The organism is Streptomyces sp. NPDC050161, assembly GCF_044460025.1.
GTDB lineage: Bacteria > Actinomycetota > Actinomycetes > Streptomycetales > Streptomycetaceae > Streptomyces.
Window position 1 is genome coordinate 88,708 of the sequence record NZ_JBITJM010000024.1, and the last position, 26,873, is coordinate 115,580.

A 26,873-nucleotide genomic window follows, 5' to 3' on the forward strand; every position below is an offset into this window, starting at 1 on the left:
ATGACGCCGACCACGACCCGCACACCCCGGACGGGCACCCAGGACACCGCGGACCCCCGCGGGCCGCGCCGCGCCGCCCGCCGCCGGGGCCACCGCGGCCCGATGGCCTCCGTGGCGCTCCACCTCACCCTGCTGGCCGCGGCGGCCATCGCGGTCTTCCCGCCGTTCTGGCTCCTGGTGACGTCCTTCAAACCCCGCAACGACGCCTTCTCCACCGGCCTGATCAGCCACTTCACCTTCGGCAACTACACCCACGTGCTGGCCGACACGGAGTTCCTCACCTGGTTCGGGAACTCGGTGGTCGTCGTCGGCGCGACCACCGTCATCGGCGTCCTGCTCTCCGCCACCACCGGCTACGCCGTCAGCCGCTTCCGCTTCCCCGGCATGCGCCCGCTGATGTGGCTGCTGCTGATCACCCAGATGTTCCCGGTCGCGGTGCTGATCGTGCCGCTCTACAACCTGATGGCCACCCTCGGCCTGCTCAACCAGCCCGTCGGCCTGATCGTCACGTACCTCACCATCGCCGTCCCGTTCTGCGCCTGGATGATGAAGGGCTACTTCGACACCATCCCCGTGGAGATCGACGAATCGGGCCGGGTCGACGGGCTCAACCCCTTCGGCACCTTCTGGCGTCTGGTCCTCCCGCTCGCCCGCCCCGGCCTCGCCGTCACCGGCTTCTACACCTTCGTCACCGCCTGGGCCGAAGTCGCCTACGCCTCCGCCTTCATGACCGGTGAGCAGCACCTCACCCTCGCCGGCGGCCTCCAGACCTTCGTCAACCAGTACACCAACGACTGGGGCTCGATGACCGCCGCCGCCGTGATCATCGCGGTGCCCGCCGCCCTCGTCTTCGCCCTCGCCCAACGCCACCTCGTATCCGGCCTGACCGCCGGCACGACCAAGGGATGACATGACCCAGGACACCCACGGCCCCCAGCGCGCCGCCACCCGCACCGACTGGTGGCGCGACGCGGTCATCTACCAGGTCTACCCGCGCAGCTTCGCCGACGGCGACGGCGACGGCATGGGCGACCTGCAAGGCGCCAGAAGCCGGCTGCCGTACCTCAGGGACCTGGGGGTGGACGCCGTCTGGCTCAGCCCCTTCTACGCGTCGCCGCAGGCCGACGCCGGGTACGACGTGGCCGACTACCGCGCCATCGACCCGATGTTCGGCACCCTGCACGACGCCGCCGCCCTGCTCGGCGACGCCCACGAGCTGGGCCTGCGCGTCATCGTCGACGTCGTCCCCAACCACTGCTCCGACCAGCACGCGTGGTTCCGGCAGGCGCTGCGGGAGGGCCCGGGATCGCCGCTGCGCCGGCGGTTCCACTTCCGTGCCGGGCGCGGTGCCCAGGGTGAACTGCCGCCCAACGACTGGGAGTCGATCTTCGGAGGGCCCGCCTGGACCCGGCTCCCCGGCCCAGGCGAGGAGTGGTACCTGCACCTCTTCGCGCCCGAACAGCCCGACTTCAACTGGGACCACCCCGCCGTCCAGGACGAGTTCCGCTCCATCCTGCGCTTCTGGCTCGACCTCGGCGCCGACGGCTTCCGGGTGGACGTCGCGCACGGCCTCGTCAAGGCGCCAGGACTGCCGGACATGGGCAGCACGGGCCAGCTCAGGCTCCTCGGCAACCACCTGCTGCCGTTCTTCGACCAGGACGGCGTCCACGAGATCTACCGCTCCTGGCGCACCGTGCTCGACGAGTACGCGGACGACCGGATCGCGGTCGCCGAAGCCTGGACCCACACCCCCGGACGCACCGCCCGCTACGTCCGCCCCGACGAACTCCACCAGGCGTTCAACTTCCTCTACCTGACCACGGGTTGGGACGCCGCCGCGCTCCGCGAGGTCATCGACTCCTCCCTCGACGCGATGCGCCCGGTCGGCGCCCCCGCCACCTGGGTGCTGTCCAACCACGACGTCGTACGCCACCGCACCCGCCTCGGCGGCGGCCTGGCGCGGGCCCGCGCGGCCACCCTGCTGATGCTGGCGCTGCCCGGCTCCGCCTACGTCTACCAGGGCGAGGAGCTGGGCCTGCCCGAGGTCACCGACCTGCCCGACGAGGTGCGCCAGGACCCGTCGTTCTTCCGGGAGTCCGGGCAGGACGGCCTGCGCGACGGCTGCCGCGTCCCGCTGCCCTGGACCGCCGCAGGCCCCTCGTACGGCTTCGGCACCGGCGGCAGCTGGCTCCCGCAGCCACCCGAGTGGGCCGCCCTCGGCGTCGAGGCGCAGACCGGCGACCCGGACTCCACCCTGGAGCTGTACCGCGCGGCGCTCGCCCTGCGCCGCGGCCACCCCGGGCTCGGCGCGGGCGACGCCGTCGACTGGCTGGCCGCGCCCGAAGGCGTCCTCGCGTTCCGCCGCCCCGGCGGCCTGGTCTGCACCGTCAACACCACGAGCGCCCCGGCCCGCCTCCCGGCACCCGGCCGCGTCCTCCTGTCATCGGGTGAACTCCCCACCCACGACGGCGAGTTCATCCTGCCGCCCGACACCACCGTCTGGTGGGAGGCGTGAGCGTACCCGCGGCCCGCGGCACCCCGCGGCTGTCCGACATCGCAGATCAGGCCCGCGTCAGCGAGGCCACCGCGAGCCGGGTGCTGAACGGCAGGGCGGGGGTCGCGGCGGGCACCAGGCAGCGGGTGCTCGCCGCCCTCGACGTCCTCGGCTACGAACGCCCCACCCGGCTGCGGCGGCGCAGCGCGGGCCTCGTCGGCCTGGTCGTCCCGGAGCTGACCAACCCGGTCTTCCCCGCCTTCGCGCAGCTCATCGAGCAGTCCCTGGCGGGTCACGGCTACACGCCGGTGCTCTGCACCCAGCTGCCGGGCGGGACGACCGAGGACGAACTCGTCGAGCAACTGGAGGAGCGCGGCGTCACCGGCATCGTGTTCCTCTCCGGGCTGCACGCCGACACCGGCGCCGACCCGGACCGCTATACCCGCCTGGCCCGCCGCGGCGTGCCGTTCGTCCTGATCAACGGCTACCGCCCGGACATCGAGGCGCCGTTCGTCTCGCCCGACGACCGCGCCGCCGCCCGCATCGCCGTACGGCACCTGGCCGAACTGGGCCACGAACGGATCGGTCTCGCCGTCGGCCCGGCCCGCTACGTCCCCTCGTACCGCAAGGCCGAGGGGTTCGCGGCGGCGATGGCCCAGGTGTTCGGCCTGCCGGCCGCCGAGGCCCAACGGCGGGTGCGGCACACCCTGTTCAGCGTCGAGGGCGGTCACGCGGCGGCCGACGCCCTGCTGGACGACGGGTGCACGGGCCTGGTCTGCGGCAGCGACCTGATGGCGCTCGGCGCGGTCCGCGCGGCCCGCGGGCGCGGCCTGGCGGTGCCGCGCGACGTGTCCGTGGTCGGCTTCGACGACTCCCAGCTGATCGCCTTCACCGATCCGCCGCTGACCACCGTCCGCCAGCCCGTCCAGGCGATGGCGACGGCCGCGGTCGGCGCCCTCGTCGAGGCGATCCGCGGTAACCCCGTCGCGCACACCGAGTTCGTCTTCCCGCCGGAGCTGGTGGTGCGGGGCTCGACGGGGCCCGCACCGGCGGGGGACTGAGCGGAAGGGCGGCCGTCTCCCGCCCTCAGACCGCTCCGGGCAGCGCCATCAAACGGCTGACCAGGTCCGCGAACATCCCGTCCGGCGGCTCGTCCGCCAGGAAACGGCGGACCACCGCCGCGGTCTCCGGGTCGTACGCGGCGCTCACCGACGCGAGCGCCGCGAAGTCGTGCACCAGCTGGCGCTCCAGCTCGGGACGCGGGATCCGCCGCCCGTCCAGCCACAACAGCGCCGTCGTCTCGGCCAGCGAGATCCAGGAACGCACCACCAACGCCAGCCGCGGCGCGGGCGAGGAGACGCGCAGGTGGGCGAGTACCTGCTCGTAGGCGGCCTGCCGTACGCCCTCGATCATCGCGCCGGTGCGGCCCGAACCGATCGCCGGGCCGCCCCGCATCAGCGCCGAGAAACCGGGTCCGTGCTCGTCGACGAAGTCGAAGAACCGCTCCATCACCCGCAGCAGCCGGGCGCCGAGCGGACCTTCGTGCGGCTCCACGAACCGCGCCGTCAACTCGTCGGCCGCCCGCCGCAACGCGGCCTCGTAGAGCTGCTGTTTGCCCGGGAAGTAGTGGTACACCAGCGGTCGCGATATCCCGGCCGCCTCGGCGATCTCGTCGATCGACACGTCCTCGGGCGAACGGTGGCCGAACTGGTCGAGTGCGACGGCGATCAGCTGCTCGCGCCGTTCCTCGACACCCATCCTGCGGCGCGCCCCGGTCGTCATGCCGCACACCCTAACGACCCGGGCACACCGGGGGATCACAGGTCCAGCACGAGAGACGCACCCCGCGCCCGGGACACGCAGATCAGCAGCGAATCGTCGCGCTCGGCGTCGGTCAGCAGCTCGTCGCGGTGGTCCACCTCGCCCGCCAGCACCCGCTGCTGGCAGGTCCCGCAGAAACCCTGCTCGCAGGAGTACGGCAGATCGGGCAGCGCCTGCTCGCGGATCGCCCGCAGCGCACTGGTGTCCGCGGGCACGTCGACGGTACGGCCGGTGCGCCGCAGCTCCACGGAGAACGGCGCGTTCACCCCGGCCGGGGCGAGGGCGGCGGGCGCGAACCGCTCGGTGTGCAGGGTCAGTCCCGGCGCCCCCTGGGGAAGCAGCGCGGCCACCGCGTCCATCAGCGGATCGGGTCCGCAGCAGTACACGGCCGCGTGCGGCGGCGCGTCCGCGAGTGCCGCCGCCAGGTCAGGCCGCCCCGCCTCGTCCTCGGCCACCACCGTCAGCCGCCCGTCGCCCGCCGCCGCCAGCTTCTCCAGCTCGGCGATGAACGGCATCGAGGCACGCGAACGCCCCGCGTACACCAGCCGCCACGGCACCCCCTCCGCCTCCGCCTGCCGCACCATCGGCAGCACCGGGGTGATGCCGATGCCGCCCGCGAGGAAGAGGTAGGCGTGGCAGTCCTCCAGCGGGAAGCGGTTGCGCGGGCCGCGCACCTCCACCTCCACCCCCTCGTGCAGCTGCTCGTGCACCTCGCGCGAGCCGCCCCTGCCGTCCTCGATCAGCCGCGCCGCGATGGTGTACGCACCGCCGTCCTGACGTCCCGCCTCGGACGGCTCCCCGCACAGCGAGTACTGCCGCACGGTGCCGGACGGCAGCACCAGATCGATGTGCGCGCCCGGCTCCCAGCCCGGCAGCCGCTCCCCGGCCAGCCGCAGCGCCACCACCCCGTCGGCCGCCTCGCTCCGCTCGGCGACCCGCAGCCGCAGCGGCGCGGCGGGCCCGCGGACCTGCCCCCGGCCCGAAACCGGCTGCTCCAGCGCGGGCATCGGCCACAGCGGCGACCGGCCGATCCGGCTGCGCAGCGCCCGGCGGGCGAGCAGGGCGGCACCGGCCACCATCAGCACGGTGCGGATACGCGGCAGTGCGGGCATGTCAGAAGCCTCCGGGGGCAGTGGCGTCGGCCGCGGTCGCGGCGGGGGACCGGTCGAGGTAGGCGGCGGCCTGCTCGGTGCTGCCGTACTTCGACGGGTGGTACGTCCGGCTCAGGTACTGCGGGATGGACCGCAGCATGCCGCCGGGCGTCGGCAGTACGCCCTGCCGGCCGCCGCGCAGGAAGTCCCCTGCCGAGGCCCTGCGACCGGGCAGCGAGGGGTCGTTGGCGACGAAGAAGCGGGTGCCGCGCTGCCACAGGAACACCAGCGCGGCGAAGGCGGTGGCCCAGGTGCGCACCCGCCGCCGGTAGTCGCCGTCGAGGTGCTGGAAGAGGTCGAAGGCCACCGAGCGGTGCTCGACCTCCTCGGCGCCGTGCCAGCGCAGCAGGTCAAGCATCACCGGGTCGGCGCCCCTGGCGTCCAGCGCGTCGGCGTTGAGCACCCAGTCGCCCAGGAACGCCGTGTAGTGCTCGATCGCGGCGATCATCGCGATGCGTTCCTTCAGCCACCACACGCGCGCCCGGCCGGGCGGCAGCGTCCGGTCGCCGAGCAGCTTCTCGAAGAGCCAGTCGACCTGCGCGGTGTACGGCTCCGGGTCCAGGCCCTGGGCCCGCAGGTGGGGCAGGACGTCGTCGTGCGCCTGGGAGTGCATCGCCTCCTGCCCGATGAAGCCGATCACGTCCTCGCGCAGCCGCGGATCCCGGATGAGGGGCAGCGCCTGCTTGTAGACGTGCACGAACCAGCGCTCCCCGGCGGGCAGCAGCAGATGCAGCACGTTGATGGTGTGGGCGCTGGCCGGGTCGCCCGGGATCCAGTGCAGGGGGGTGTCCGCCCAGTCGAACGTGACGTTGCGGGCCTTCAACGGGATGCGCTCGGACGCGACCGGCTCCGGCCGCGGCGACGTCTTATTAGACATGGCGTCAATGTACTGGGAGGTAAGTCAGGGGCAACAGCCCTGTGCACACGGAAAATTCCGCCGGACACACGACGACGGCGCGGGGCCGCCCCGCGCCGTCGGCAAGCACCGGAAAGCCGCCGCCGCGGCCGTCAGCCCAGCCCCGAGATGCTGCCGCCGCCCACCAGCCGGCCCGACAACTCCGCGCGGACGCCCGGCCGCGCGGGCAGCGCCATCAGCCGCCCCGCCACCCGGCCCCGCACCCCGCCGCTCGCAGCGATCCGGCCGACCTGGTCGCTGCCGGCCGCCAGCAGCCACCACCTGCCGCCGCCGCCCTTCCACAACACCCCGGCCAGCACCCGAGGACCGCGCGGCCCGCACGCCGTACCGCCGTCGGCCGCCGCCGTCACCGCGCCCGTCGCATACGGCTGCCCGCCCGCCGCGGGCGGCTGGAACACCGCGAGGGCCCGGCTGCCGGTACCGCGCCAGGTCTCGGCGCGGGCACACAGCCACGCCGCGCTGCCCGCACCGCCGGGCAGCACCTGCCGGGCGAACGGCCAGGCGTTCACGCTCTGCACCCCCTGCCCGCGCAGCGCGGGCAGCCGGCACGCGGTCCGCGCCCACGCCGTGCGCCCCTGGGGGCCGTCGACCTCACCCGGCGCGCGCGGAGCGCCGTACGTCAGCCGGGCCGGGGTCAGCTCACCGAGATCGGTCAGCAGCCGGCCGCCCGTCCGCAGCGCGGGCCACCGGTCGCACGTGGCGTCCCCGCCGGGCGCCGGCGCGGGACCGGTCACGCCCTGTGCGTCGACGGGCAGCCGCTCACCGGCGGCGCCCGGCTTCAGCAGATCCACCAGCCGCACAGGACCCGCCCAAGGGGCCGTCAGATAGCGGACGTTGCGGTCCGTGCGGCCCACCACCAGAGCCCCCGCCGACGCCGCCTGCGCGCCGTCCGTCCTGGCGAAGTCCAGCGCGGCACCCGACCCCTCGGCACGGCCGTCGCCGTCCGCCGACTCGGCGTACCGCACCACCCGCTGCCCTTCGAGGAAGAGCACCACGGCGGCATGGTCGACGGTCCCCGCGAACAGCAGCTGCGGCGGCCCCGCCGCGGGCCCGGCCGGCGTGCCCGGTGTCGCGGACACCGCCACCCCGGCGCCCGGCCTGGCCCACACCGCCAGCGCCCGGCGCAGCAGCTCCCGGTCCCCGGTGCGGTCACCGCGGGCCGGCCAGGCGCCGAAGTCCTGCCGCGCCGCGGTCTTCCAGGCCGTCGCGTCCACCGCCGTCAACCGGCCGGGATCCAGCGCCGCCTGCGCCGCGGCGTTCTGCGCGTACGGCGGGGCCGCCGCGCCGTCCGGACCCCAGCCCTCGCCCGGCAGCCCCAGCAGCGCCCCGCACACCACCACGGCGGCGCCCGCCGCCAGCAGCGCGCGGACGTGCTGCCGCCGCCTGATCAGGTCCGTGGGCCTGGCCTGCAGCGCACACGCGTCGAACTCCGCCGACTCCAGCAGCGCGCCGTCCCGGCCGGCCGCCGGGAGGCCGACCCGCTCCGCCTCGTCCAGCGCCGCGTCCGCGTCGGACACCCCCGCGGCCTCCAGGACCGCGCGGATCTCCGGCGCCGTCAGCCGGTCGAGTCCGCGCAGCACGAACGCCGCGCGCCCCGGCCCGGAAAGCTCCGACAGGGCCTGTTCCAGGGCGAGTTCACCGCAGCCGCCGGAGCGCGGGAACAGCCGCAGCCCCCACACCTGGGGCAGCAGCGGCGGCGGCGCGGGGAACCGGCGGCGGATGCGCCCGGCGGCCAGGGCGCCGCGCAGCACCCGCAGCCGGAGGAAGGCGTAGCCGGGGTCGGACCCGGCGTCCGCGCCGCCGCGCAGCCCGGGGGTGCGACCGAGGGTGGCGGTGCGGCGGCGCGGCAGGGCACGCTGCACGACCGCGTGGGCGGCCGGCACCCGCCGGCCGCGGCCCGGCCCCGACGGCAGCACGAGATAGGCCAGCCGCACCAGCCGCGGGTAGTGCTCGACCAGCGCGGCCTCGGCCTGTTCGACGTCCATGGCCTCGCCGGTGCCGTCGGCGCCGGGGGAGCCGCCGGCCCGATCGGGGAAGGTGCGGTCCTGACGGGGGAATGTCGCCTGCTGTTCCACGTTCGGTGAAACGAGTGAATCCTGTGCGGGTCACCCGCGGGGCGCACCGGGCCCTGCGGGTGACGCGGCGGGCGGGACGCGGCTCACAGCTCCAGGTCGAACTCGCCGTCACGGGCGCCCAGGACGAACGCGTCCCACTCCGCCTTCGTGTACCGCAGCACCACATCGGGCTCCGTGGAATTGCGCATGGCGACCGCCCCGCGCTCCAGGAACGCGACCTCCACCGCTTCCACGGCGTCACCCGGCGCGCGCTGCCAGGTGGCATCGGAGATGTCGAGGGCGTAGAGCCACTCCTTCTCGGCTGCGGTACTCATCGGTCCGTCCCCTCACTGGTGTTCCGTCCGGGCCAGCCTACGCCGGAGGTCAGGTCACCCTCCAGCGGCGGAACCCGGCCGACGCGCGCTCCCCCGTACCGGAGTTGGCGGCGGACAGGTGCAGCCCGGTGTCCTGTTTCCCGGCTGCCCCGGGGACGGTGACGGTGCCGACCTCGCGCCAGGTTTCGCCGCCGTCCGTGGAGCAGGAACCGGTGTACGTGCCGGGGCCGGTGGCGGCGCGGGCGAGGCGGAGCCGGACGGGGGCGGTGACGCCGGTGAGCCGCCGGTAGGTGTCGAGGGTGCCGTCGCCTGTGGAGTCGTGGGAGAGCACCACGCCGTTGCCCGGGGTGACGGAGAGGTTGAGGAAGCCGAGGCCGTCCGGGGAGCCGGGTGCCGCGGGGGCCAGCCGGTTGCGGACGATCAGCCCGGCGCGGGCCCAGGGGGCGGTCGCGGCCAGTTCGGTCACCTCCACGGTGGCCGTGCCGCCGGCCGCCAGCGCGCCCGGCCGGTGGACGGCGCCGAACTCGGCGGTGGCTTTCCACAGGTCGGCGCCGGCCCCGTCGATGGCGAAACGGTCCGCCAACTGGCCGAAAACCGCCGCGCTGTTGGTCACCGTCCGCAGCCCCGCGTCGAGCGGCCCGGCCACGTACAGCGCGCCGTGCCATGCCGCCCGCACCCGCTCCTCGCCCCGCGGCCCGTAGTCCACGGTCAGTTCGTACGGCAGCGGACGCAGCGGGCTGTCGAGCGGCGCGGCGGGCGCGGTGACCTGCCAGCGGGCCTCGCCGGTGCCGCCCGCGGGGACGGACGGCAGCGAGAGCGGGCCGTCGGCGGTGGTGTCCGGGCCGGTCAGCGCGAAGTCGACGCGGCCGGTGGGGCGCAGGCCGCTGGTGTGGTGCAGCGCGGCGGTCACCGTGGCCAGGCCGCCGGGCGGCAGCGCGGACGGCTGCGCGGTCACCGTGACCGTGCCCTGGTAGGGAGCCGCCGCGAGCACGTCGCGGACCCGCCGCGCGGTGCGGTACGCGTCCGTGGTGGGGCGCAGCGGGTGGTCGCCGCGGTCGTGGGTCCAGGCTTCCTCACGGGCGTACCAGTCGAAGGCCCGCGGCGCGCGGCCCGCCGCCAGCGCGTCCTCCAGTTCGTCCAAGTACGCCCGCCACTGCGGGAGATGGACCTCGCGGATCAGGCCGTGCCAGTCGCGGTTGGCGTAGTTCACGAGAGCGCCGCCGTCCGCGGTGGCCCGGTCCGCCCAGGTGGTGATCAGCGCGCGGGCGCTGTGTTCGAGCCGCGCCGCCTCCCCGGGCCCCGACGCCATCGCGCGGGCCTCGGCCAGCCACGGCCCGAGCAGGAACCGCCGGTGCGCGCCGGTGACCTCGTCGCTCAGCCGCATCAGCCGCAGCCACAGCCGCGACAGCGCACGGAACGTCGGCAGGTCCTTGCGGGTGTACGCCTCCTGGAGCTGCGGGATCAGCTGCCAGGAGCGGTTGGCGACGGCCTGCCGGGCGAGGTCGGTCAGGTCGTGGCGGTAGGCGTCGCCTTCGCGCAGCCGCGGACGGACGGCCAGCAGCGCGGCGAGGGCCTTGTCGAGGGCGGCCGGGTCGAAGGCCGGGGTGTGGGTGGCGTAGGTGGTGCCGGAGCGGGCGGCCAGGCTCGGGCGGGCGGCGAAGACCGAGTCGTGCGGCCGGCCGTCCTTGCTGGATATTCGGTACGCGCTGGTGCGCAGCGCGGCGAACGCGGCGCGGGCGTGGCGGTCACGGCCGCCGTAGCGGGCGTCGGCGTAGTGCGCGAACCACGCGGTGCGGTCCACCGGGCGCTCGCGCCAGGCCAGTTCGCCGAAGAGCGCGAAGGCCGCCGGGTCGCGCTCGGCGGCCTCCGGCATGTACGCGGTGCCGACGAGCCTGCTGCCCGGCTTGTCGCGCCAGGCGGTGAACCGCTTCGCCCACACGTCGGTCTTCGCGCCGATCGTGGTCCGGCCGCCGAAGTTGGGGATGGTGCCGAACGCGTACGGCACGCCGTCCCAGTCCCGTTCCCTGTCGGTGACGGTTTCCAGGTCGCCGAGGCCGTCCACGATCAGCATCCGGTCGTGATCGACGCCGTCCAGCAGGTCACGGCGCGGGTTGCCCTGCCAGCCCAGGATCACCCAGGTCGCCCCGGGGTGCGCGGTGTGCAGCGCCCGTTGCACCGCGCGGGCCGCGTCCGGCACCGGCACGTCGCCGGGGTCGCCGCCCTCGTGCAGCAGGTCCATCTTGAACAGGTCCGCCGGGCCCAGCAGTTCCCGCTGGTGCCGGTAGAAAGCGGCGGCGGCCCCGGCGAACACCTCGGTGCGCGGATCCAGCCAGTCCGGCCGCCGCAGCCCCGACCAGTCGCCCTGCGCCACGGTCCTGGCCCCCGGATTGCGGTCGGCGAAGGTGGTCGGGACGGTGCCGAAGAAGCCGGGCAGCACCGGGCGCATCCCCAGCTCCCGCAGCCGGTCGGTGATCCGCCGCCCCAACGCGGCCCGCTTTTCCAGGAGTTCCGGGCTGATCGGCCCGCCGTAGCCGCTCATGTTCTGCAACAGCCACCACGGCTGGTGCGTGGGCGCGGGGATCCAGCCGCGTGCCTCGTCGTCGCGGTAGCCGAAGCCGGTCAGCAGCCGGTGGTAGACGGCTTCGGAGCCCGGCGTCACCAGCACCTCGTTCACGCCGTGCAGCGCCAGGACGTCGATCATCCGCTCCCAGCGCGGCCAGTCGGCGTACGGGGCGGTGTAGCCGTCGTGGGTGTCGTTGAGCGCGAAGCGGTGCGGCAGTGACGTGGAGTGCTCCGACGGCGCGGGAGCGGGCAGTGGTCCTGGCGGCGGCGGCTGGTCGCCCGCCCAGGACAGGTGCGCCAGGCAGGTGTGGCGCAGGTACCAGTGGACGCCGGTCAGCAGCGTCGCGGGGCCGGTCGCGGCGATTTCTATCCGGCCGGCCGAGCCGCCGATCCGGAAGCGTTCGGTGCCGTCACCCGGCGGCAGCGGCACCAGCCGGAACTGGTCGGCGTGGCCGGGCAGCAGCCGGTGCAGCGCCGCCTGCGCCGGGGCGGTGTCGTACGGGGCGGTGTCGTCAGGGGCGGAGCGGGCGGGCCGCCCGGTGCCGGGCGCGGTCGGTTCGGGGTGGCCGGCGGCCCCGCCCAACGCGGCCCGGACACCGGCCGCTCCGGCGGAACCCAGCAGTGCGCGTCTGGACGGATGGCTCATGTGGCCCCCCACTGCTCGGCCGGTGACAGTCCGGCGGATGTGTCGGCAGGAACAACGGATCCGTGCGGGGGCACGGTAGCGGCCGGCCGGCGCCGCTCCAAGGGGGCGGGACGCGGCCGGCGGGGGACCGGGGGAGCGGTCCCGGGAGCCCGGAGCGTGGCCATCCGGGGTGCGGCAGACCAGAGTTCCGCCGACCCTCACCCGTTCGCTCCCTGGGCTTCACGCGCCCGGACGGCGGGCGCGGGGACAGTCTGCCGCGTAGGGCACCACAGGCCGTCGGACCGCGTGCGCACCCCGGGAGCACACGGCCCGACCCGTCGCTCGTCGTCGCGTCACGCCGTCCCGGGGCGCGTCCCCCGGCCGTTCCAGGGGCGTTCCAGGGGCGTTCCGCGGTGTCCCGGGAGCGTCCCAGGAGTGTTCCGCGGCCGTTCCCCGACCGTTCCGCAAGCCTCCCGACACCGCTACCGGGCCATGTCCCCTGCGTCCCGGGCCCGTTCGTTCCCTGTCCCGCACCCGTCCCGCACCCGTCCCGCACCCATCCCGGGACCGTTCCACCTCCCCGTTCCCTCACCGGTCCCCATCCCACTCGGTCCCGTCCCACCCGTCCCGCGCCGCCCCGCCGCGCGTGCGTCCGCTCCGTCCGATCCGTCCGCCCCATCCGCTCCGCCCGTTCCGTTCGCTTCGCCGAAGGCTCCCGCCCGTCGGCCCCGCAGCCTCCCGACTCCCCATGGAGGGCTCTCATGAGCACGGCATCGACCGCTTCCGCCGCCAGGACCGCCGTCACCGGGCAGGCGGCCCGCACCGCCGCCCCCGAACCCGGCCAGGCACCCGCGTACACCACCGCCATCGCCGCCACGGACGAGCAGATCCGTGCCGCGCAACGGCTGCGCCACCAGGTCTTCGGCGAGGAACTGGGCGCCACCCTGCACTCCCCGCTCGCCGGCCACGACGTCGACACCCTCGACGCATCGTCCGACCACCTCGTGGTCACCCACACCGCCACCGGCGAGGTCGTCGGCACCTACCGGCTGCTGCCGCCCGGCCGCAGCCCGCAGCTCTACTCCGACGGCGAGTTCGACCTGACCGCCCTGGACCCGCTGCGCCCCGCCCTCATCGAAGCCGGCCGCTCCTGCGTCCACCCGGGACACCGGGACGGCGCGGTGATCCAGCAGATGTGGGCCGCGCTGGCCCGCTACACGCTGCTCTCCGGCCACCGCTACCTCGCGGGCTGCGCCTCGGTGCCGCTCGCCGACGGCGGCACCGCAGCCGCCCACGCCTGGGCACTGGCCGCCACCCGCTACGCGGCGCCGCCCGCCATGCGGGTCACCCCGCACCGGCCGTGGCAGCCCACCGTGGCGCTCCCCGGGCGGCCGAGCCTTGCGCAGCTGCCGCCGCTGCTGCGCGGCTATCTGCGGATCGGCGCCCGGATCCACGGCGCGCCCGCCCACGACCCGGAGTTCGGCGTCGCCGACTTCTTCGTCGTCCTGGACATGGAACAGCTCGGCGACCGCTACCGCCGCTACTTCCTGGGGCAGGCGTGAGGGGCCCCTGGGACGTGGTGTCCGACTGCGCGGCACCCTGCGCGCGGCACGCCCTGCCGCGTGTGTCCGCCGCCGAAGTGGCCGGTCGCTGCGCCGCGTTCGCCCGTACGGTGCGCCGCGCGCTGGCGGACGGCGGACGGCCGGAGGCGCAGGACGGGCGGCGCGGCCACGCCCGTGCGCTGCTGGCGGCCCTGGACATCCGCCTGGACTTCCGCCCGGACGCGCACCCAGCCGAAGCGGCACCGGCCCGCCAGGACGGCGCGGACGGCGCGGGCGGCCCGCTGCGGGTGCCGTCCGGCGGGCCCGGCTCGCTCATCGTCGCCAACCACATCTCCTGGCTCGACATCCCTGCCCTGCTCGCCGTCGAACCGGTGACCCTGCTCGCCAAGCGTGAGGTCGGCGGCTGGCCGGTGGTCGGCGGCCTGGCCCGCGCCGCCGGCACCCACTTCATCGACCGCGGCAGCCCGCGCCAACTCCCGCGCGTCGTGGACGAACTGGCCGAGCTGCTGGCCTCGGGCCGCTCGGTCGCCGTCTTCCCGCAGGCCACCACCTGGTGCACCGCGTCCCGTGGAGCCTTCCGGAGCGCCACGTTCCAGGCGGCGGCCGACGCCGGCGCCCCGGTGCGCCCGGTCACCGTCGATTACACCCAGCACGGCGTCGCCAGCACGGTGGCCGCGTTCTGCGGTGACGACACCTTCGCCGCCTCGCTGCGCCGGGTGATCACCGCCCGCGGCCTGGGCGTGCGGGTCACCGCGCACCCGCCGCTGCTGCCGGGGCACCCGGGGACCGGGGACCGCAGGGCGCTGGCGGCCCGCGCCCAGGCCCTGGTGCAGGGGACAGCGCCGCCCGGACGCGGACTGCCGGGGCCGCGGGAGGCAGCCGCCCGGCAGCCGGAACACCCGGCCGTGCCGAGGGCGACCGCGGCACGGCCGGGTGTTCCGGCCCGGCGGGAGAGCGGACCCGCCGGGCCGCGCACCGTGACCGGCGGGCCGTGACGGCCCGCCCGCCAGGAACGTCAGCTGCTCGGCACGTACTTGTACCCGACGCGCCGCACCGTCACGATCGACGCCCGGTGATCCGTCCCCAACTTGCGGCGCAACCGGGCGATGTGGACATCGACCGTACGTCCGTCGCCGACGTGCCCGTACCCCCACACCGTGGTCACCAGCTGATCGCGGGTGTGCACCCGGTGCGGATGGGCCACCAGGTGGGCCAGCAGCTCGAATTCGAGGTAGGTCAGGTCCAGCGGCCGGTCGTGGACCCGCGCCGTCCGCTGTTCGGCGTCGATCCGGACGACCGCGTCGCCGAACCGCTCGGCGGGCGCCGCGGTGGCGGCCGGGCCCGCCGCGGGCCGGTCCTGCTGCTGCGCCGACTGCTGGGCCGCGGCGGCCTGTTCGGCGGGTACCAGCACGAGGTAGCCGACCATCGGGGGGTGTCCCGGCAGCGCCGGCAGGCTGTGCTGCGGCGCCGGAAGCCAGGTGGCGCCCGCGTTCAGCAGCTCGGCCACGGGCGGGACCTCGTCGGGTGCCACGGCGCGCAGTCTCTGGCGGGCCGGTGCGGGGTGGGTGGTGGGCAGGGCGGCCGTCGCTGAAGTGGCAGGCAGGGTACGGACGTTCGTCATGAGGGTCAGCTCTTTCGCGCAGTGGGGCGTCGGGGGACGTCGTGCGCGCGGGCAGGGCTGGGACGCCGGGTCAGCGGCGTCGCGGAGGAGTGTGCGGGCCCGCGCTCAGTGCGCGCGGCAACACAGACGGTCGAATGCGTGCGCCTGCCGGGACGGCCAGAAGGGCTCCAGGTCGCTGCGACCCGTCGCGGTGTCTGTAAGGCTGGCCATGACTCCATTCAACCAGACGGCCGTTGATATGTCCTTCACATGGTTGCCGGTGTGAGGTGGATCGCCGCCCCGGGGCACGCGCCGCCTCCGTCGGCGCCGTCACCCGTGCCGTACGCCGCGGCGCGGCACACTGGTGCCATGACGACCCCGCGCATCGGACTCCTCGGCACCGGCTTCTGGGCGCAGCGCGTCCACGCCCCCGCACTCGCCGCCCATCCCGGCGTCGAACTCGCCGGTGTCTGGGGCCGCAGGCCGCAGGCGGCGGCGGAACTCGCCGAGGCGTGCGGCACCCGCCCGTTCGCCACCCCCGACGAGCTGATCGCCGCCTGCGACGCCGTCGCGATCGCCCTGCCGCCCGCCGTCCAGGCCCCGCTGGCGGTGCGCGCGGCGCAGGCCGGCTGCCATCTGCTGCTGGACAAGCCGGTCGCCCTCGCGCCGGACGACGCCCGCGCGGTGGCCGAGGCCGCCGAGGGGGCGTCCGTCGCCTCCGTCGTCTTCTTCACCGCGCGCTTCGGTGAGCCCGAGGCGACGTGGATCGACAGCCGGGCGGCGGAAGGCGGATGGTTCACCGCGCACGCCGACTGGCTCGGCTCGGTCTTCGCCGAGGGCAGCGACAGCCCGTACGCGGCCTCCGCCTGGCGGCGCGAGAAGGGCGCCCTGTGGGACGTCGGGCCGCACGCGCTGTCCGTGCTGCTGCCGGTGCTCGGCGACGCGGACGAGGTCGTCGCGGTGCGCGGCCCCGCCGACACCGTGCTGCTGACCCTGCGGCACCGGGGCGGCGCGGCGAGTTCGGCGACCCTGAGCCTGACCGCGCCCGCGGCGGCGGCCGGTGTCGCCGTCACGCTGCGCGGCGCCGCCGGGACCAGCGTGCTGCCGCGCCGCCAGGACGGTCCGCTGCCCGCCTACCACCGTGCCGTCGACGCGCTGCTCGCCGCCGTCCGTACCGGCCGGCCGCACGCCTGCGACGTCCACTTCGGCCGACGGGTCACGGACCTTCTGGCGCGGGCGGAGGCGGCCCTGGGGTGAGGCCGCGGGCGATGCCTCCGCGGCCCTGCGGGACGACGGACTCATAGCGTCAAAGGCATGAGCATATGGCGGAATTGGTCGTGGATGGCATCAACCGGGCCGTTTTAGCGTGCAGGGGCACCACCCGAGCCGCCGCCCGTCAGGGGCCGCGCCGCGCGAAGGAGTCCCGCCCTGATGAACGCCACCGCCGCCCCTCCGGGCCCCGACGCCCCCTACGGGGACGTCCTCCTTGCCGCCCTCCGGCGCGACCCCTCCCGTACGGCGCTGATCACCGCCGACGGCACGGAGGTCACCGCGGGCGCGCTGCACGCCACCGTGCACCGCATGGCGGCCGAACTCGCCGCCCGGGGCATCGGCCGCGGCAGCACCGTCTCCCTGCTGAGCGGCAACCGCCCGGAGGTGCTCGCCGCCCGCTACGCGGCCAACCACCTGGGCGCCCGCGTGGTGTTCCTCTACGACGGGATGGCACCCGACGCCCTGGCCGCCGTCGCGCGGAGCGTGGACACCGCGCTGCTGATCGCCGACCCCGACCTGCGCGACACCGCCCGCGCCGTGCTCGCGCGGCTGGGCGGTGACCGCCCCGCCGTCCTCACCCTCGGCCCGGTGGACGGCACCGCCCCCGGCGCCCCGGAACGGCACGGCGATCCCGAACCGCCCCTGGGCGACGACCTCTTGGCCGCCTGCGCCGCCCGCGCCGACACCCCCGAGGTGCCGGGCGCCGCCCGCCCCGGGGACGACTGGTGCATCCGGCACACCGGGGGAACGACCGGCATTCCCAAGGGAGTCCGGATGGCGCACGCCCCGTACGCCCGGATGCTCGCCCGTCCCATGGAGGCCGCAGGAGACCCGCCCCGCTTCCTCGCCTGCACCTCGCTCGCGCACCTCGCCGGCATCCTGGCCGACGCCACGCTCACGGCGGGCGGCACCGTCGTCCTGCGGCGCGGCTTCGACCCCGGCGAGGTGCTGGCCGCCGTCGCCCGCCACCGCATCACCCACCTGTGGCTGCTGCCACCGCTCCTGCACCGCCTCCTCGACCACCCCGACCTCGCCACCACCGACCTCACCTCCCTCACCCGCCTCACCTACGGCGGCTGCCCCGCCTCACCCTCCCGGCTCCGGCAGGCCGCCGAGGCGTTCGGCCCGGTGCTGTACGGGTGGTACGGGCAGTCGGAGGCGATGGCGATCACCGAAGCGGGCCCGGCCGACCACGCCGTCACCGGGCCGGGCGGCCGGGTCACCGTCGGCCGCGCGCTGCCCGGCGTCGAGCTGGCCGTCCGCGACGCGGCGGGCCGCACCCTGGGGCCGGGGGAGCGCGGCGAGGTGCACGTCCGCTCGGTGGGGGTGATGAGCGGCTACTGGAAGCAGCCGGACCGCACCGCCGAAGTGCTCGTGGGCGACGGCTGGTTGCGCACCGGGGACGTCGGGATACTCGACGACGAGGGATGGCTCTTCCTCGTCGACCGCGCCAAGGACGTGATCATCGTCGTCGGCGGCCATGTGCACCCGGGCGAGATCGAGGACCTGCTGCACGCGCACCCGGACGTCGCGCACTGCGCCGTCTACGGAGCGCGCACCGCGGACGAGGGCGAGGAGGTGCACGTCGCGGTGGTCGCCGCTCCGGGGCGCACCGTCGACCCCGAAGAGCTGCGCGAGTTGGTGGTTCACCACAAAGGCGCGATGTACGCACCGGCCGCCGTCCACGTCCGCGACTCCCTGCCCCTGACACCCGTCGGCAAACCCGACAAGGTCCGGCTGCGGGACGCCGCCGCGGCCCGTGCCGGGTCCGCCTGAGGCGATCGGCCACGTTCCCTCATATCCCTGCTGGCCAGGGGCTTTTGTCAGTGGTCGGCCGTAGAATGGGAACCAGTAAGTGAGGGTTCACCACAGCATCAGGAGGTCGCCGATGGCCACTGCCACTCTCATGACGAAACCTCTCCCCACCCACCCGCTGCCCAAGCGTCCGCTGCCGGCCGGCTGGCCGCGCGAACGCTATGAATCCCACAATCGCCGGCTGAAGGCCATGCGCCTGGCCATAGCCCTGCTCGACACCGGCGTCTACCGCCCCGAGCACGCCCACAACCGCAAGATCCGCGCCATCGCCCTGGACATCGGCGTGCACCCGCCGTCCGACACGACCTGCCGTCTGGTGCGCGCCCTGCTCTACGACAACTGCTGAAGCGGAAGCGGCTGACGGGGCACAACAGATGACGGGGCACAACAGCTGAAGGGACAACGGCCGGGCCGCCCGCGGGGGCGCCCGGCCTCCCCGCCGCAGGTCCGCTACGCCCCGTCCGTCCCGTCCCCGGCCTCAGGGAACGCGGCCGTCTCCGCCAGCGCCGTCTCCAGCCAGGTGATCCAGAAGGTCTCCAGGCCGATCCCGGCCTGGAGCACCAGCCGCCGCAGCCGGTCGTCCGGCGAATCGGCGGCGGCGAAGTCGCGGTGCTCGATCGCCGTGTACTCCGCCAACTGCTCCCGGTGCAGGGCGAGATGGCGCCGCAGTTCCTCGTCGAGCCCGTCCCGTCCCACCACCGCCGCCGCCCGCAGCCGCAGCAGCAGCGCGTCCCTGGCCGGCTTGGGATCCTGCCGTCCCGATGCCCAGGCGGTCAGCTCGGCGCGGCCCGCCGGCAGCACCTCGAACTCCTTCTTCTGCCCGCGGGACGGCTGCGCGGCGGGCAGCGCCCGGATCAGCCCGGCCTGCTCCAGCTTCCCCAGCTCGCGGTAGATCTGCTGATGCGTCGCCGACCAGAAGTAGCCGATCGACCGGTCGAATCTGCGCGTCAGCTCCAGCCCCGACGAGGGCTTTTCCAGCAGGGCGGTGAGGATCGCGTGCGGCAGGGACATGGGGAAATCCTAGGGCGGCCCGCCGGAGGCATCGCGGGCACGCACCCGGCCACGGCACCGCCGCTCACAGCACGGCGGCGAGCCGGGTGCCCTGGTCGATGGCGCGCTTCGCGTCCAGCTCGGCCGCGACGTCCGCGCCGCCGATGAGACGGGCCGGGTGCCCGGCGGCGGTGAGCGCGTCGTACAGCTCGCGGCGCGGTTCCTGCCCGGCGCACAGGACGACCGTGTCCACCGCGAGCACCTGCCGCTCGCCGCCGACCGTGACGTGCAGCCCGGCGTCGTCGATGAGGTGGTAGTCGGCGCCCGCGTGCAGGGTGACCCCCCGGTGCCGCAGTTCGGTGCGGTGGATCCAGCCGGTGGTCCTGCCCAGGCCCGCGCCGACCTTGGTGGTCCTGCGCTGGAGCAGGTGGACGGTGCGCGGCGGCGCCGTCCGCCGCGGCGCGGTGAGCCCGCCGCGCGCGCCGTACCCGGTGTCGACGCCCCACTTGCGGAAGAACGCCGCCGGATCCAGGCTCGCCGCCTCGCCGTCGTCGGTGAGGAACTCCGCGACGTCGAAGCCGATGCCGCCGGCCCCGATGACGGCCACCCGCGCGCCGACCGGGGCGCCGTCCCGCAGCACGTCGAGGTAGCTCAGCACGCTGGGGTGGTCGATGCCGGGGATCTGCGGGCGGCGCGGGGTGACGCCGGTGGCCAGCACGGTCTCGTCGAAGCCGCCGCAGGTCAGGGTGGCGGCGGTGACCGCGGTGCCCAGCCGGACGTCGACCCGCCACCGGTCGAGTTGGTGGCGGAAGTAGCGCAGCGTCTCGTGGAACTCCTCCTTGCCCGGCACCCGGCGGGCGACATCGAGCTGCCCGCCGATCTGCTCCGCCGCGTCGAACAGCGTGACGTGGTGGCCGCGTTCGGCCGCCGACACCGCGCAGGCGAGACCGGCGGGCCCGGCGCCCACCACCGCGACGCGCTTGCGCAGCCGGGTCGGCGCGAGCACCAGCTCCGTCTCGTGGCAGGCCCGCGGGTTGACCAGGCAGGAGGTGATCCGGCCGCTGAAGGTGTGGTCGAGGCACGCCTGGTTGCAGCCGATGCAGGTGTTGATGGTGTCCGCCGCGCCCCGCCCGGCCTTGGCGACGAAGTCGGGGTCGGCGAGCAGCGGCCTGGCCAGCGCGACCAGGTCGGCACTGCCGTCCGCGAGCAACTGCTCGGCCACCTCAGGGGTGTTGATGCGGTTGACGGCGACCAGCGGCACCGACACCGCGCCCCGCACCCGCCGCGTCACCCAGGCGTACGCGCCGCGCGGCACCGAGGCGGCGATGGTCGGGATCCGCGCCTCGTGCCAGCCGATGCCGGTGTTGATCAGCGAAGCGCCGGCCGCCTCGATCCGCTGCGCCAGGGTGATCACCTCGGGCAGCGTCGAGCCGCCCGGCATCAGGTCGAGCATGGACAGCCGGTAGACGATGAGGAAATCCGGGCCGAGCCGCTCCCGCACCCGGCGGACGATCTCGACGGGGAAGCGCATCCGGTTCTCGTACGAGCCGCCCCACCGGTCGGTGCGCCGGTTGGTGGCGGCGGCGGTGAACTCGTTGATCAGATAGCCCTCGGAGCCCATGATCTCGACGCCGTCGTACCCGGCGGACCGCGCCAGCTCCGCCGTCCGCACGAAGTCGTCGACGGTCCGCCCGACCTCCTCGTCCGTCAGGGCGTGCGGCGTGAACGGGCTGATCGGCGCCTGGAGCGCGCTCGGCGCGACCAGCCCGGCGTGGTGCGCGTACCGGCCGAAGTGCAGGATCTGCAAGGCGATCCGGCCGCCCTCGCGGTGCACGGCTTCCGTGACGACCCGGTGCCGCTCCGCCTCCTCATCCGTCGTCAGCGCCGCGCCGCCCGGACCGGGCCGCCCCGCGTCGTTGGGCGCGATGCCGCCGGTGACGATCAGCCCGACGCCGCCCCGCACACGCGCCGCGTAGAACGCGGCCATCCGCGCGAAGCCGTCCGGTGCCTCTTCCAGACCGACGTGCATCGATCCCATCAGCACACGGTTGGGCAGCGTCACGGAGCCCAGGTCGAGCGGGCTCATCAGGTGCGGATACGGGCTCATCGTCTCTCCTCGCGCGGCGGTGGTCAGGGCAGTTGTAGGGCACGGAACACCGCTTGTGCAACAAGTTGCATAAAAGAGTGACCCACACGACGCGGCCCGTGGACGCCCCTGCGGCCACCGCCCCGAAGCCCCTCCCCGGGCTCCGGCCCGCCCGCCGCCCACCGTGTGCCGCGTCACAACCACGGTTCGCCGCCCGGGGGCGTCAACTCGGTTACTTCTCAGTAGAGTTGCCGAAGATCCGAGGACGACTCGGCGCGGCCCGCCCGCCTGCCCGGACGCGTGGCGATGCGCGAAGCCACGTCAGGACACGTGCGACGCGAGCACGGCGGGACGGCGCATCCCGGCGCCCCCGGGGCGCGCGGCACGGCGTGAAAAGACGTGGAGAGGACTGCATGAGCACTCTGGAAGCCCTCACGCTCGACCGGATGGTCGACACGGACCGGTACCCCCTGGCGGACCCGCTCGGCGCCGCAGGACAGGCCGTGGTCTCCCGGGCCCGGCACGACCTGCGCACCCTCGGCTGCACCGTGCTGACCGACTTCATCCGCCCCGCCCTCGCCGGCCTGCTGCGCGAGGAGTGCGCGGCCCTCGCACCCCGCGCCCACTTCGACGCCGAGACCGTCAACGTCTACAACATCGCGGTGGACCGCGAACTGCCGCCAGGACACCCCGGACGACGGACCTTCCGCCGGGGCAACGCCTTCGTCGCCCGCGACCGCATCCCCACCACCACCCTCATCTCCCGCCTCTACTCCCACCCCGCCTTCCAGCGCTTCCTCGCCCACTGCTTCGAGCTGCCCCGGCTGCACGAACTGGCCGACCCGCTCTCCGGCCTCGTGCTCAACGTCGTCGAGCCGGGCATGGAACACCCCTGGCACTTCGACACCAACGAGTTCACCGTCAGCATGCTCACCCAAGAGGCCGACGACGGCGGCGACTTCGCGTACTGCCCGCACATCAGGTCGGCCCGGGACGAACGCTTCGACGACGTACGGGACGTCATCGAAGGACGCGGCGGACACCTGGTCCACCGCCTCCCGCTGCGCCCCGGCGACCTCCAGCTCTTCACCGGCCGCTACTCCCTGCACCGCGTCAGCCCGGTACGCGGCGACCGCGCACGGCACTCCGCGATCTTCGCCTACAGCGAGCGCCCCGGCGTCATCGGCAGCGCGGCCCGCACCCGCCAGCTCTTCGGCCGGGTACTGCCCGCCCACCTGGCGGCCGACGGCCCGGCCGTACGGGGTGACCGGCTGCTGGACTGACGGCGCGCGGTGCGACCGCCGTGGTAATCCAAGAGGACCTGCCAGGACCCAACGCACAGAATCGAGAGCCGAATTGAAGACCCGTCAGGACGTCGCAGCCGATTCGACCTTCGCCCGCGAGGACAGCCTGCCGCGGGTGCCGCTGCCCACGCTGGAGGAGAGCTGCGAGCGGTTCCTCACCTGGTGCCGGCCGCTGCTGACCGCCGACGAGCTGGCCGCGACCGAGGCCGAGGTCGCGGCCTTTCGCCGCCCCGGCGGCCCCGGCGAGACCCTCCAGGCGGCGCTGGCCGCGTACGACACCACGGACGGCGTGCACAGCTGGCTCGACACCTTCTGGCCCTACCGCTACCTGGGCCGCCGCGACCGCATCGCCCTCAACGCCAACTTCTTCTTCCTCTTCCGCGACACCGCCCCGCAGCCGCAGTCACCCCCGCCCGCGTCGGCGGCCCTGGACCGGGCGGCGGGACTCATCGCCGGCGCCGTCGCCTACAAGTGCCGGCTCGACCGGGAAACCATCCCCCCGGTGGTGCAGCGCGGCCGTCCGCAGTCGATGGAGCAGAACAAGTTCCTCTTCTCCACCACCAGGATCCCCGGCACCGAACAGGACACCGTCCGCAGCCCCTACACCGAGGCATGGCCCGGCCCTTCCGACGCCCGGCACATCGTGGTCCTCCACCACGGCCACCTCTTCCGGCTGGACGTCATCGGCCCGGACGGCACGCCGCACAGCCTGGACGACCTCCGCGCCGGGCTGCGCGCCGTCCAGCGGGCCGGATCCGCACCGGCACCCGACGGCACATCGGTGGGCCACCTCACCACCATGGCCCGCGCCGAATGGGCCGCCGCCCGCACCGCACTCCTCGCCTGCCACCCCGGCAACGCCGCCGCCCTCGACACCGTCGAGACCGCACTGTTCTGCGTCTGCCTGGAGGACTTCGCGCCGGCCGGCACCCAGGAGGCGTGCGACGAGCTGCTGTACGGCGACCGCGGCAACCGCTGGTTCGACAAGGCCGTCTCCCTGATCGTCTTCGCCGACGGCCGCGCGGGCATCAACATCGAACACTGCGAACTGGACGGCACCACCGTCCTCAGCTTCGTCGACGCGCTCCTCGGCACCCCGCCCGACGAGCAGTCCCGGCACTCCGGCGCCCGCACCCAGGGCGCCCCCGAACCGGCGCCCGTCACCTTCACCCTGGACGACGCGCTGCGCACCCAAGTGCGCGCCGCCGCCGACGCGTTCGCCGCGTACGGCCGGGACACCGCGACCCGCACCCTCTCCTTCGACGACTTCGGAGCCGACGCGGCCAAGGCACTCGGCGTCTCCCCCGACGCCTTCGTCCAGCTCGCCTACCAGCTCGCCCACCAGCGGGCCAAGGGCCACATCGGCGCCACCTACGAGTCGATCGCCACCCGCCAGTGGCGGCGCGGCAGGACCGAGGCGATGCGCGTGATCACCCCGGAGATCCAGTCGTTCGTCACGGCGATGGAGGACCCGGCGGCGGACCGGGACACCCGCCGCGCCGCGTTCAGGGCCGCCGCCGAGCAGCACGTCACCCGCGCCAAGGAGTGCCAGGCGGGCCAGGCACCCGAACAGCACCTGTGGGAACTGGAGTTGATCCAGCGCCGCCGCGGCCCCGAACTCGGCGTGACCGAGCCGCCCGCCCTCTACCGCTCCCCGGGCTGGCTGACCCTGCGCGACGACTACCTCAGCACCAGCTCGGCACCGTCCGCCCATATCCAGTACTTCGGCTTCGGCTCGACCAGCAGCCGCTGCATCGGCGTCGCCTACGTCCTGCTGCCCGACCGCTTCAACCTCTACCTGAGCACCCCGCTCGCCGTCGCCGACCCCATGCACGCCTTCGCCGGCCACCTCCGCGAAGCCGTCACCGAACTCCGCACCCTCCTGACCACCGACTGACGCACGGGTGGGCCGCCGCACATGGCGGCGGCCCCCTACTTCAACAACCGCGACATCCGCCGGTCCGCGAGAATCCTCCCGCCCGTCTGGCACGTAGGGCAGTACTGCATCGACTCCTCGCTGAACGACACCTCACGGACCGTGTCCCCGCACACCGGACACGCCTCACCCGTCCGCCCGTGCACCCGCATACCGCTCCTCTTCTCCGCCTTCAACTCCCGCAGCCCCACCCCGCGCGACCGCTCCACCGCGTCCGTCAGCGTCGCCCCGACCGCCGCGTGCACCCGCGCCACCTCCTCGTCGGACAGCGCCCCCGCCACCTTGAACGGCGACATCCGGGCCACGTGCAGAATCTCGTCCGCGTACGCGTTCCCGATCCCGGCCAGCACGCTCTGATCGCGCAGCACCCCCTTGATCCGCCGACGCTCGCCCCGCACCATCCCCGCGAACGCCCCCAGGGTGAAGCCCTCACCCAACGGATCGGGCCCCAGCCGCGCCACCCCGGGCACCTCCACCGGATCGGCCACCACATACACGGCGAGGTGCTTCCGGCTCCCCGCCTCGGTCACGTCGAACCCCGCCCCCGCAGGCTCCACGAGCCGCACCCGCAACGCCAACGGCCCCTTCCCCGGCCGCGGCGGCCCCTCCGGCATCCGCCCGTTCCACCGCACCCACCCCGCCCTCCCCAAATGCACCACCAACGCCAATCCCCCCACCCCAAAAACCAAAAACTTCCCCCGCCGCCCCACCCCATCGACCACCCGCCCCTCCAACGCCCCCACCCCCGGCTCATACGTCTTGAGCGCACTCACCGCCACCGGATACACCCGCTCCACGATCCGCCCACCCACCTCCTCATCAAGAAACCGAACAAGAGCCTCAATTTCTGGCAATTCGGGCATGGGGGTAGTTTGCCTCGGGAGGGCGGGGGTGGATACCGGAAGCGTCCGCCCCCCGGCACACAACGGGCCGACCCCGGCCCCTCCACGACGGAGGGACCGGGGCCGGCCGGGGTGTGCGCTCTTCAGGAGGCGTAGTGCACCTGGAGGAACGCTCTGAACTGCACAGATGCCTCGCCACCCGACCGTACTGTGCACAGTAGGTGTACTGGGAGGGGCAGACGGAGATGCTACGACTTCTGTGACTTCGCAGGTACACCTTGCGGTGTCACCCAGTGGCTCGTTGTCGCCATGCGGTAACCCCGGTGGTGCGACGGTGAGTGGAGTCGAGCCCATACCAGCCCCGGCTCCGCAGGGTGTCAATCAGCACGCTGGGGGCATTGCCCAGGGCTCGCTGGATGCAACTACCCACGGTCATTCGTCGTACCGCGTGGAATTTACTCCCGCCTCCAGATCGGTGGCGTACACCGGCAGTTCTTCCACGCCGAGCAGCGTCATCAATGACGTGGTGGGGATGCGGTAGCCCTTGCCCACGCGTACCACCGAGCACGGGAAGCTACTTTGACGGATGAGGCGGTACGCAGTGTCGAGGCAGATGTTGAGGGCTCGGGCGGCGGTGCGCACGTCCACTGCCATGGGCAGGTCGAAAGCTTCGCTGAAGGTCAGTGCGCTACGGCGTGCTTCGCTCACGATTGCCTCTCCTGCGGCCTCAGCATGATGGTGCCGACGCGGTGTCGCCGCGGGCTGCGGCGTCCGGTGCGGCGGATGGTTGTGTCGAGCCCGAAGCGGGCGGCCAGCTGCCCGAGCCTTTCGCCCTCCACCTGTGCCGCTGAGACAGGGATGCGCAAAGGAGCCCGGAGCCCGTCCGGTCCGGCGGCAGTGGTGATCTCCAGTTCCCAGTCCTGCGCGTCGTCCGTATACGCGGCTCCTGGATGGTCGTCATCGTGCGCGATGGCCTCGATGCGGTCGACCGGGGTCATCGGCTGCACTGCCCGCCGGAAGTTCCCCGCCCGCCTGCGTGCCGCTGCGAGCAGCTCGGCGGGGGCGAGCGGCGAGTCCGGGTCGACCGACGGCAGTGCCTCCAGCAGTCCGATCACCATCTCCGACTCGATGTCAGCGCTGCTGTCCCGCAGCCCGGCGGAGATCTTGTACACCGCGCGGCGCAGCCGGACCTCGGCCAGCCTGACCAGCAGCATCCGCCACTCCCCAGGCGGCTCCTGCTCCGCCTGCGCCGCGCGGATGGCCTCCTGCCAGACGCCGGATCCCAGCTCCGGCTCGGCCTCGGGGCCGTAGAGGGCCCGGCACGCCTCGTCGGGCGAGAGGGCGATGTGCCCGTCCTTTACAGGCACGAGCAGACGCATGTCGTCGGTGGTCTGTGATTCCAGGAAATGCCTTCTGACAGTGGCGAAAACACCCGTTGTGTGGAACGACATCTTGAAGTGCCCTCCTTCGGCACACATGTGCCTGAGATAGATACCTGCGGAGATGTG

The 26,873-nt window shown here is 74.3% G+C and carries 22 protein-coding genes; 10 read left to right on the forward strand and 12 right to left on the reverse strand.

The genetic code is table 11. The features are described from left to right. From ACIBK8_RS30335 to ACIBK8_RS30345, 3 genes are read left to right on the forward strand one after another with little or no spacing between them, the layout of a single operon-like run. Entirely contained in the window at window positions 1-909 is a 909-nt protein-coding gene (locus ACIBK8_RS30335; protein WP_399045283.1) for a sugar ABC transporter permease, read from the forward strand. A gap of 1 nt (window position 910) precedes the next feature. After that, window positions 911-2,515, forward strand: a complete 1,605-nt coding sequence (locus tag ACIBK8_RS30340) for a glycoside hydrolase family 13 protein (RefSeq protein WP_399045285.1) — start codon at window positions 911-913, stop codon at window positions 2,513-2,515. Continuing rightward, window positions 2,512-3,555: a LacI family DNA-binding transcriptional regulator gene (locus tag ACIBK8_RS30345; RefSeq protein WP_399045287.1), complete on the forward strand. Its 1,044-nt coding sequence runs from the start codon at window positions 2,512-2,514 to the stop codon at window positions 3,553-3,555. The genes ACIBK8_RS30340 and ACIBK8_RS30345 overlap by 4 nt, the downstream gene beginning before the upstream one ends. A 25-nt stretch (window positions 3,556-3,580) precedes the next feature. On the opposite strand, the gene ACIBK8_RS30350 is transcribed toward ACIBK8_RS30345, so the two are convergent. The 6 genes from ACIBK8_RS30350 to ACIBK8_RS30375 form a co-directional block, all read right to left on the reverse strand. After that, window positions 3,581-4,276, reverse strand: a complete 696-nt coding sequence (locus tag ACIBK8_RS30350; RefSeq protein ID WP_399045288.1) for a TetR/AcrR family transcriptional regulator — start codon at window positions 4,274-4,276, stop codon at window positions 3,581-3,583. A 35-nt stretch (window positions 4,277-4,311) separates the two neighbouring features. After that, a complete protein-coding gene (locus ACIBK8_RS30355; protein WP_399045290.1) occupies window positions 4,312-5,427 on the reverse strand; it encodes a PDR/VanB family oxidoreductase in 1,116 nt (371 codons plus the stop codon). A gap of 1 nt (window position 5,428) precedes the next feature. Further along, entirely contained in the window at window positions 5,429-6,343 is a 915-nt protein-coding gene (locus ACIBK8_RS30360; RefSeq protein ID WP_399045292.1) for a metal-dependent hydrolase, read from the reverse strand. Between the two features lie 131 nt (window positions 6,344-6,474). After that, complete coding sequence (locus tag ACIBK8_RS30365) at window positions 6,475-8,457, reverse strand: hypothetical protein (protein ID WP_399045294.1); 1,983 nt, start codon at window positions 8,455-8,457, stop codon at window positions 6,475-6,477. Window positions 8,458-8,540: 83 nt separating this feature from the next. Next, a complete protein-coding gene (locus ACIBK8_RS30370) occupies window positions 8,541-8,771 on the reverse strand; it encodes a DUF397 domain-containing protein (RefSeq protein WP_399045295.1) in 231 nt (76 codons plus the stop codon). Window positions 8,772-8,820: 49 nt separating this feature from the next. Beyond that, window positions 8,821-11,979 carry an alpha-N-acetylglucosaminidase TIM-barrel domain-containing protein gene (locus tag ACIBK8_RS30375; RefSeq protein ID WP_399045296.1) on the reverse strand — a complete coding sequence of 1,053 codons (3,159 nt, stop codon included), beginning with the start codon at window positions 11,977-11,979 and terminating at the stop codon, window positions 8,821-8,823. Window positions 11,980-12,719: 740 nt separating this feature from the next. Between ACIBK8_RS30375 and ACIBK8_RS30380 the strand changes: the two genes are divergently transcribed. After that, window positions 12,720-13,520 (forward strand): GNAT family N-acetyltransferase, encoded by an 801-nt coding sequence (locus ACIBK8_RS30380; protein WP_399045297.1) that lies wholly within the window; start codon window positions 12,720-12,722, stop codon window positions 13,518-13,520. 62 nt (window positions 13,521-13,582) lie between these two features. Then, window positions 13,583-14,515, forward strand: coding sequence for a lysophospholipid acyltransferase family protein (locus tag ACIBK8_RS30385; protein WP_399045299.1), 933 nt, complete (start codon window positions 13,583-13,585; stop codon window positions 14,513-14,515). 20 nt (window positions 14,516-14,535) lie between these two features. Here ACIBK8_RS30385 and ACIBK8_RS30390 read toward each other — a convergent pair whose 3' ends face one another. After that, complete coding sequence (locus ACIBK8_RS30390; protein WP_399045300.1) at window positions 14,536-15,141, reverse strand: winged helix-turn-helix domain-containing protein; 606 nt, start codon at window positions 15,139-15,141, stop codon at window positions 14,536-14,538. Between the two features lie 348 nt (window positions 15,142-15,489). Between ACIBK8_RS30390 and ACIBK8_RS30395 the strand changes: the two genes are divergently transcribed. From ACIBK8_RS30395 to ACIBK8_RS30405, 3 genes are all read left to right on the forward strand, one after another. Then, complete coding sequence (locus tag ACIBK8_RS30395) at window positions 15,490-16,377, forward strand: Gfo/Idh/MocA family protein (RefSeq protein ID WP_399045302.1); 888 nt, start codon at window positions 15,490-15,492, stop codon at window positions 16,375-16,377. A gap of 174 nt (window positions 16,378-16,551) precedes the next feature. Then, entirely contained in the window at window positions 16,552-18,168 is a 1,617-nt protein-coding gene (locus tag ACIBK8_RS30400) for an AMP-binding protein (RefSeq protein WP_399045304.1), read from the forward strand. 112 nt (window positions 18,169-18,280) lie between these two features. Beyond that, window positions 18,281-18,553 carry a hypothetical protein gene (locus ACIBK8_RS30405; protein ID WP_399045306.1) on the forward strand — a complete coding sequence of 91 codons (273 nt, stop codon included), beginning with the start codon at window positions 18,281-18,283 and terminating at the stop codon, window positions 18,551-18,553. A gap of 104 nt (window positions 18,554-18,657) precedes the next feature. Here ACIBK8_RS30405 and ACIBK8_RS30410 read toward each other — a convergent pair whose 3' ends face one another. Next, a complete protein-coding gene (locus ACIBK8_RS30410) occupies window positions 18,658-19,218 on the reverse strand; it encodes a PadR family transcriptional regulator (protein ID WP_399045308.1) in 561 nt (186 codons plus the stop codon). A gap of 64 nt (window positions 19,219-19,282) precedes the next feature. Continuing rightward, window positions 19,283-21,304, reverse strand: coding sequence for an FAD-dependent oxidoreductase (locus ACIBK8_RS30415; protein WP_399045309.1), 2,022 nt, complete (start codon window positions 21,302-21,304; stop codon window positions 19,283-19,285). A 392-nt stretch (window positions 21,305-21,696) separates the two neighbouring features. Between ACIBK8_RS30415 and ACIBK8_RS30420 the strand changes: the two genes are divergently transcribed. Then, entirely contained in the window at window positions 21,697-22,566 is an 870-nt protein-coding gene (locus ACIBK8_RS30420) for an arpA protein (RefSeq protein ID WP_399045310.1), read from the forward strand. 73 nt (window positions 22,567-22,639) lie between these two features. Then, window positions 22,640-24,484, forward strand: a complete 1,845-nt coding sequence (locus ACIBK8_RS30425; RefSeq protein ID WP_399045312.1) for a choline/carnitine O-acyltransferase — start codon at window positions 22,640-22,642, stop codon at window positions 24,482-24,484. A gap of 35 nt (window positions 24,485-24,519) precedes the next feature. Here ACIBK8_RS30425 and ACIBK8_RS30430 read toward each other — a convergent pair whose 3' ends face one another. The 3 genes from ACIBK8_RS30430 to ACIBK8_RS30440 all read right to left on the reverse strand — a co-directional run bounded on the left by ACIBK8_RS30430 (window position 24,520) and on the right by ACIBK8_RS30440 (window position 26,816). Next, window positions 24,520-25,386 carry an Fpg/Nei family DNA glycosylase gene (locus ACIBK8_RS30430; RefSeq protein WP_399045314.1) on the reverse strand — a complete coding sequence of 289 codons (867 nt, stop codon included), beginning with the start codon at window positions 25,384-25,386 and terminating at the stop codon, window positions 24,520-24,522. A gap of 411 nt (window positions 25,387-25,797) precedes the next feature. After that, the gene (locus tag ACIBK8_RS30435) at window positions 25,798-26,073 is read right to left on the reverse strand and encodes a helix-turn-helix domain-containing protein (RefSeq protein WP_399045316.1); all 276 of its coding nucleotides are present in this window, start codon (window positions 26,071-26,073) and stop codon (window positions 25,798-25,800) included. After that, a complete protein-coding gene (locus ACIBK8_RS30440; protein WP_399045317.1) occupies window positions 26,070-26,816 on the reverse strand; it encodes a hypothetical protein in 747 nt (248 codons plus the stop codon). The genes ACIBK8_RS30435 and ACIBK8_RS30440 overlap by 4 nt, the downstream gene beginning before the upstream one ends. Window positions 26,817-26,873: the final 57 nt, after the last annotated feature.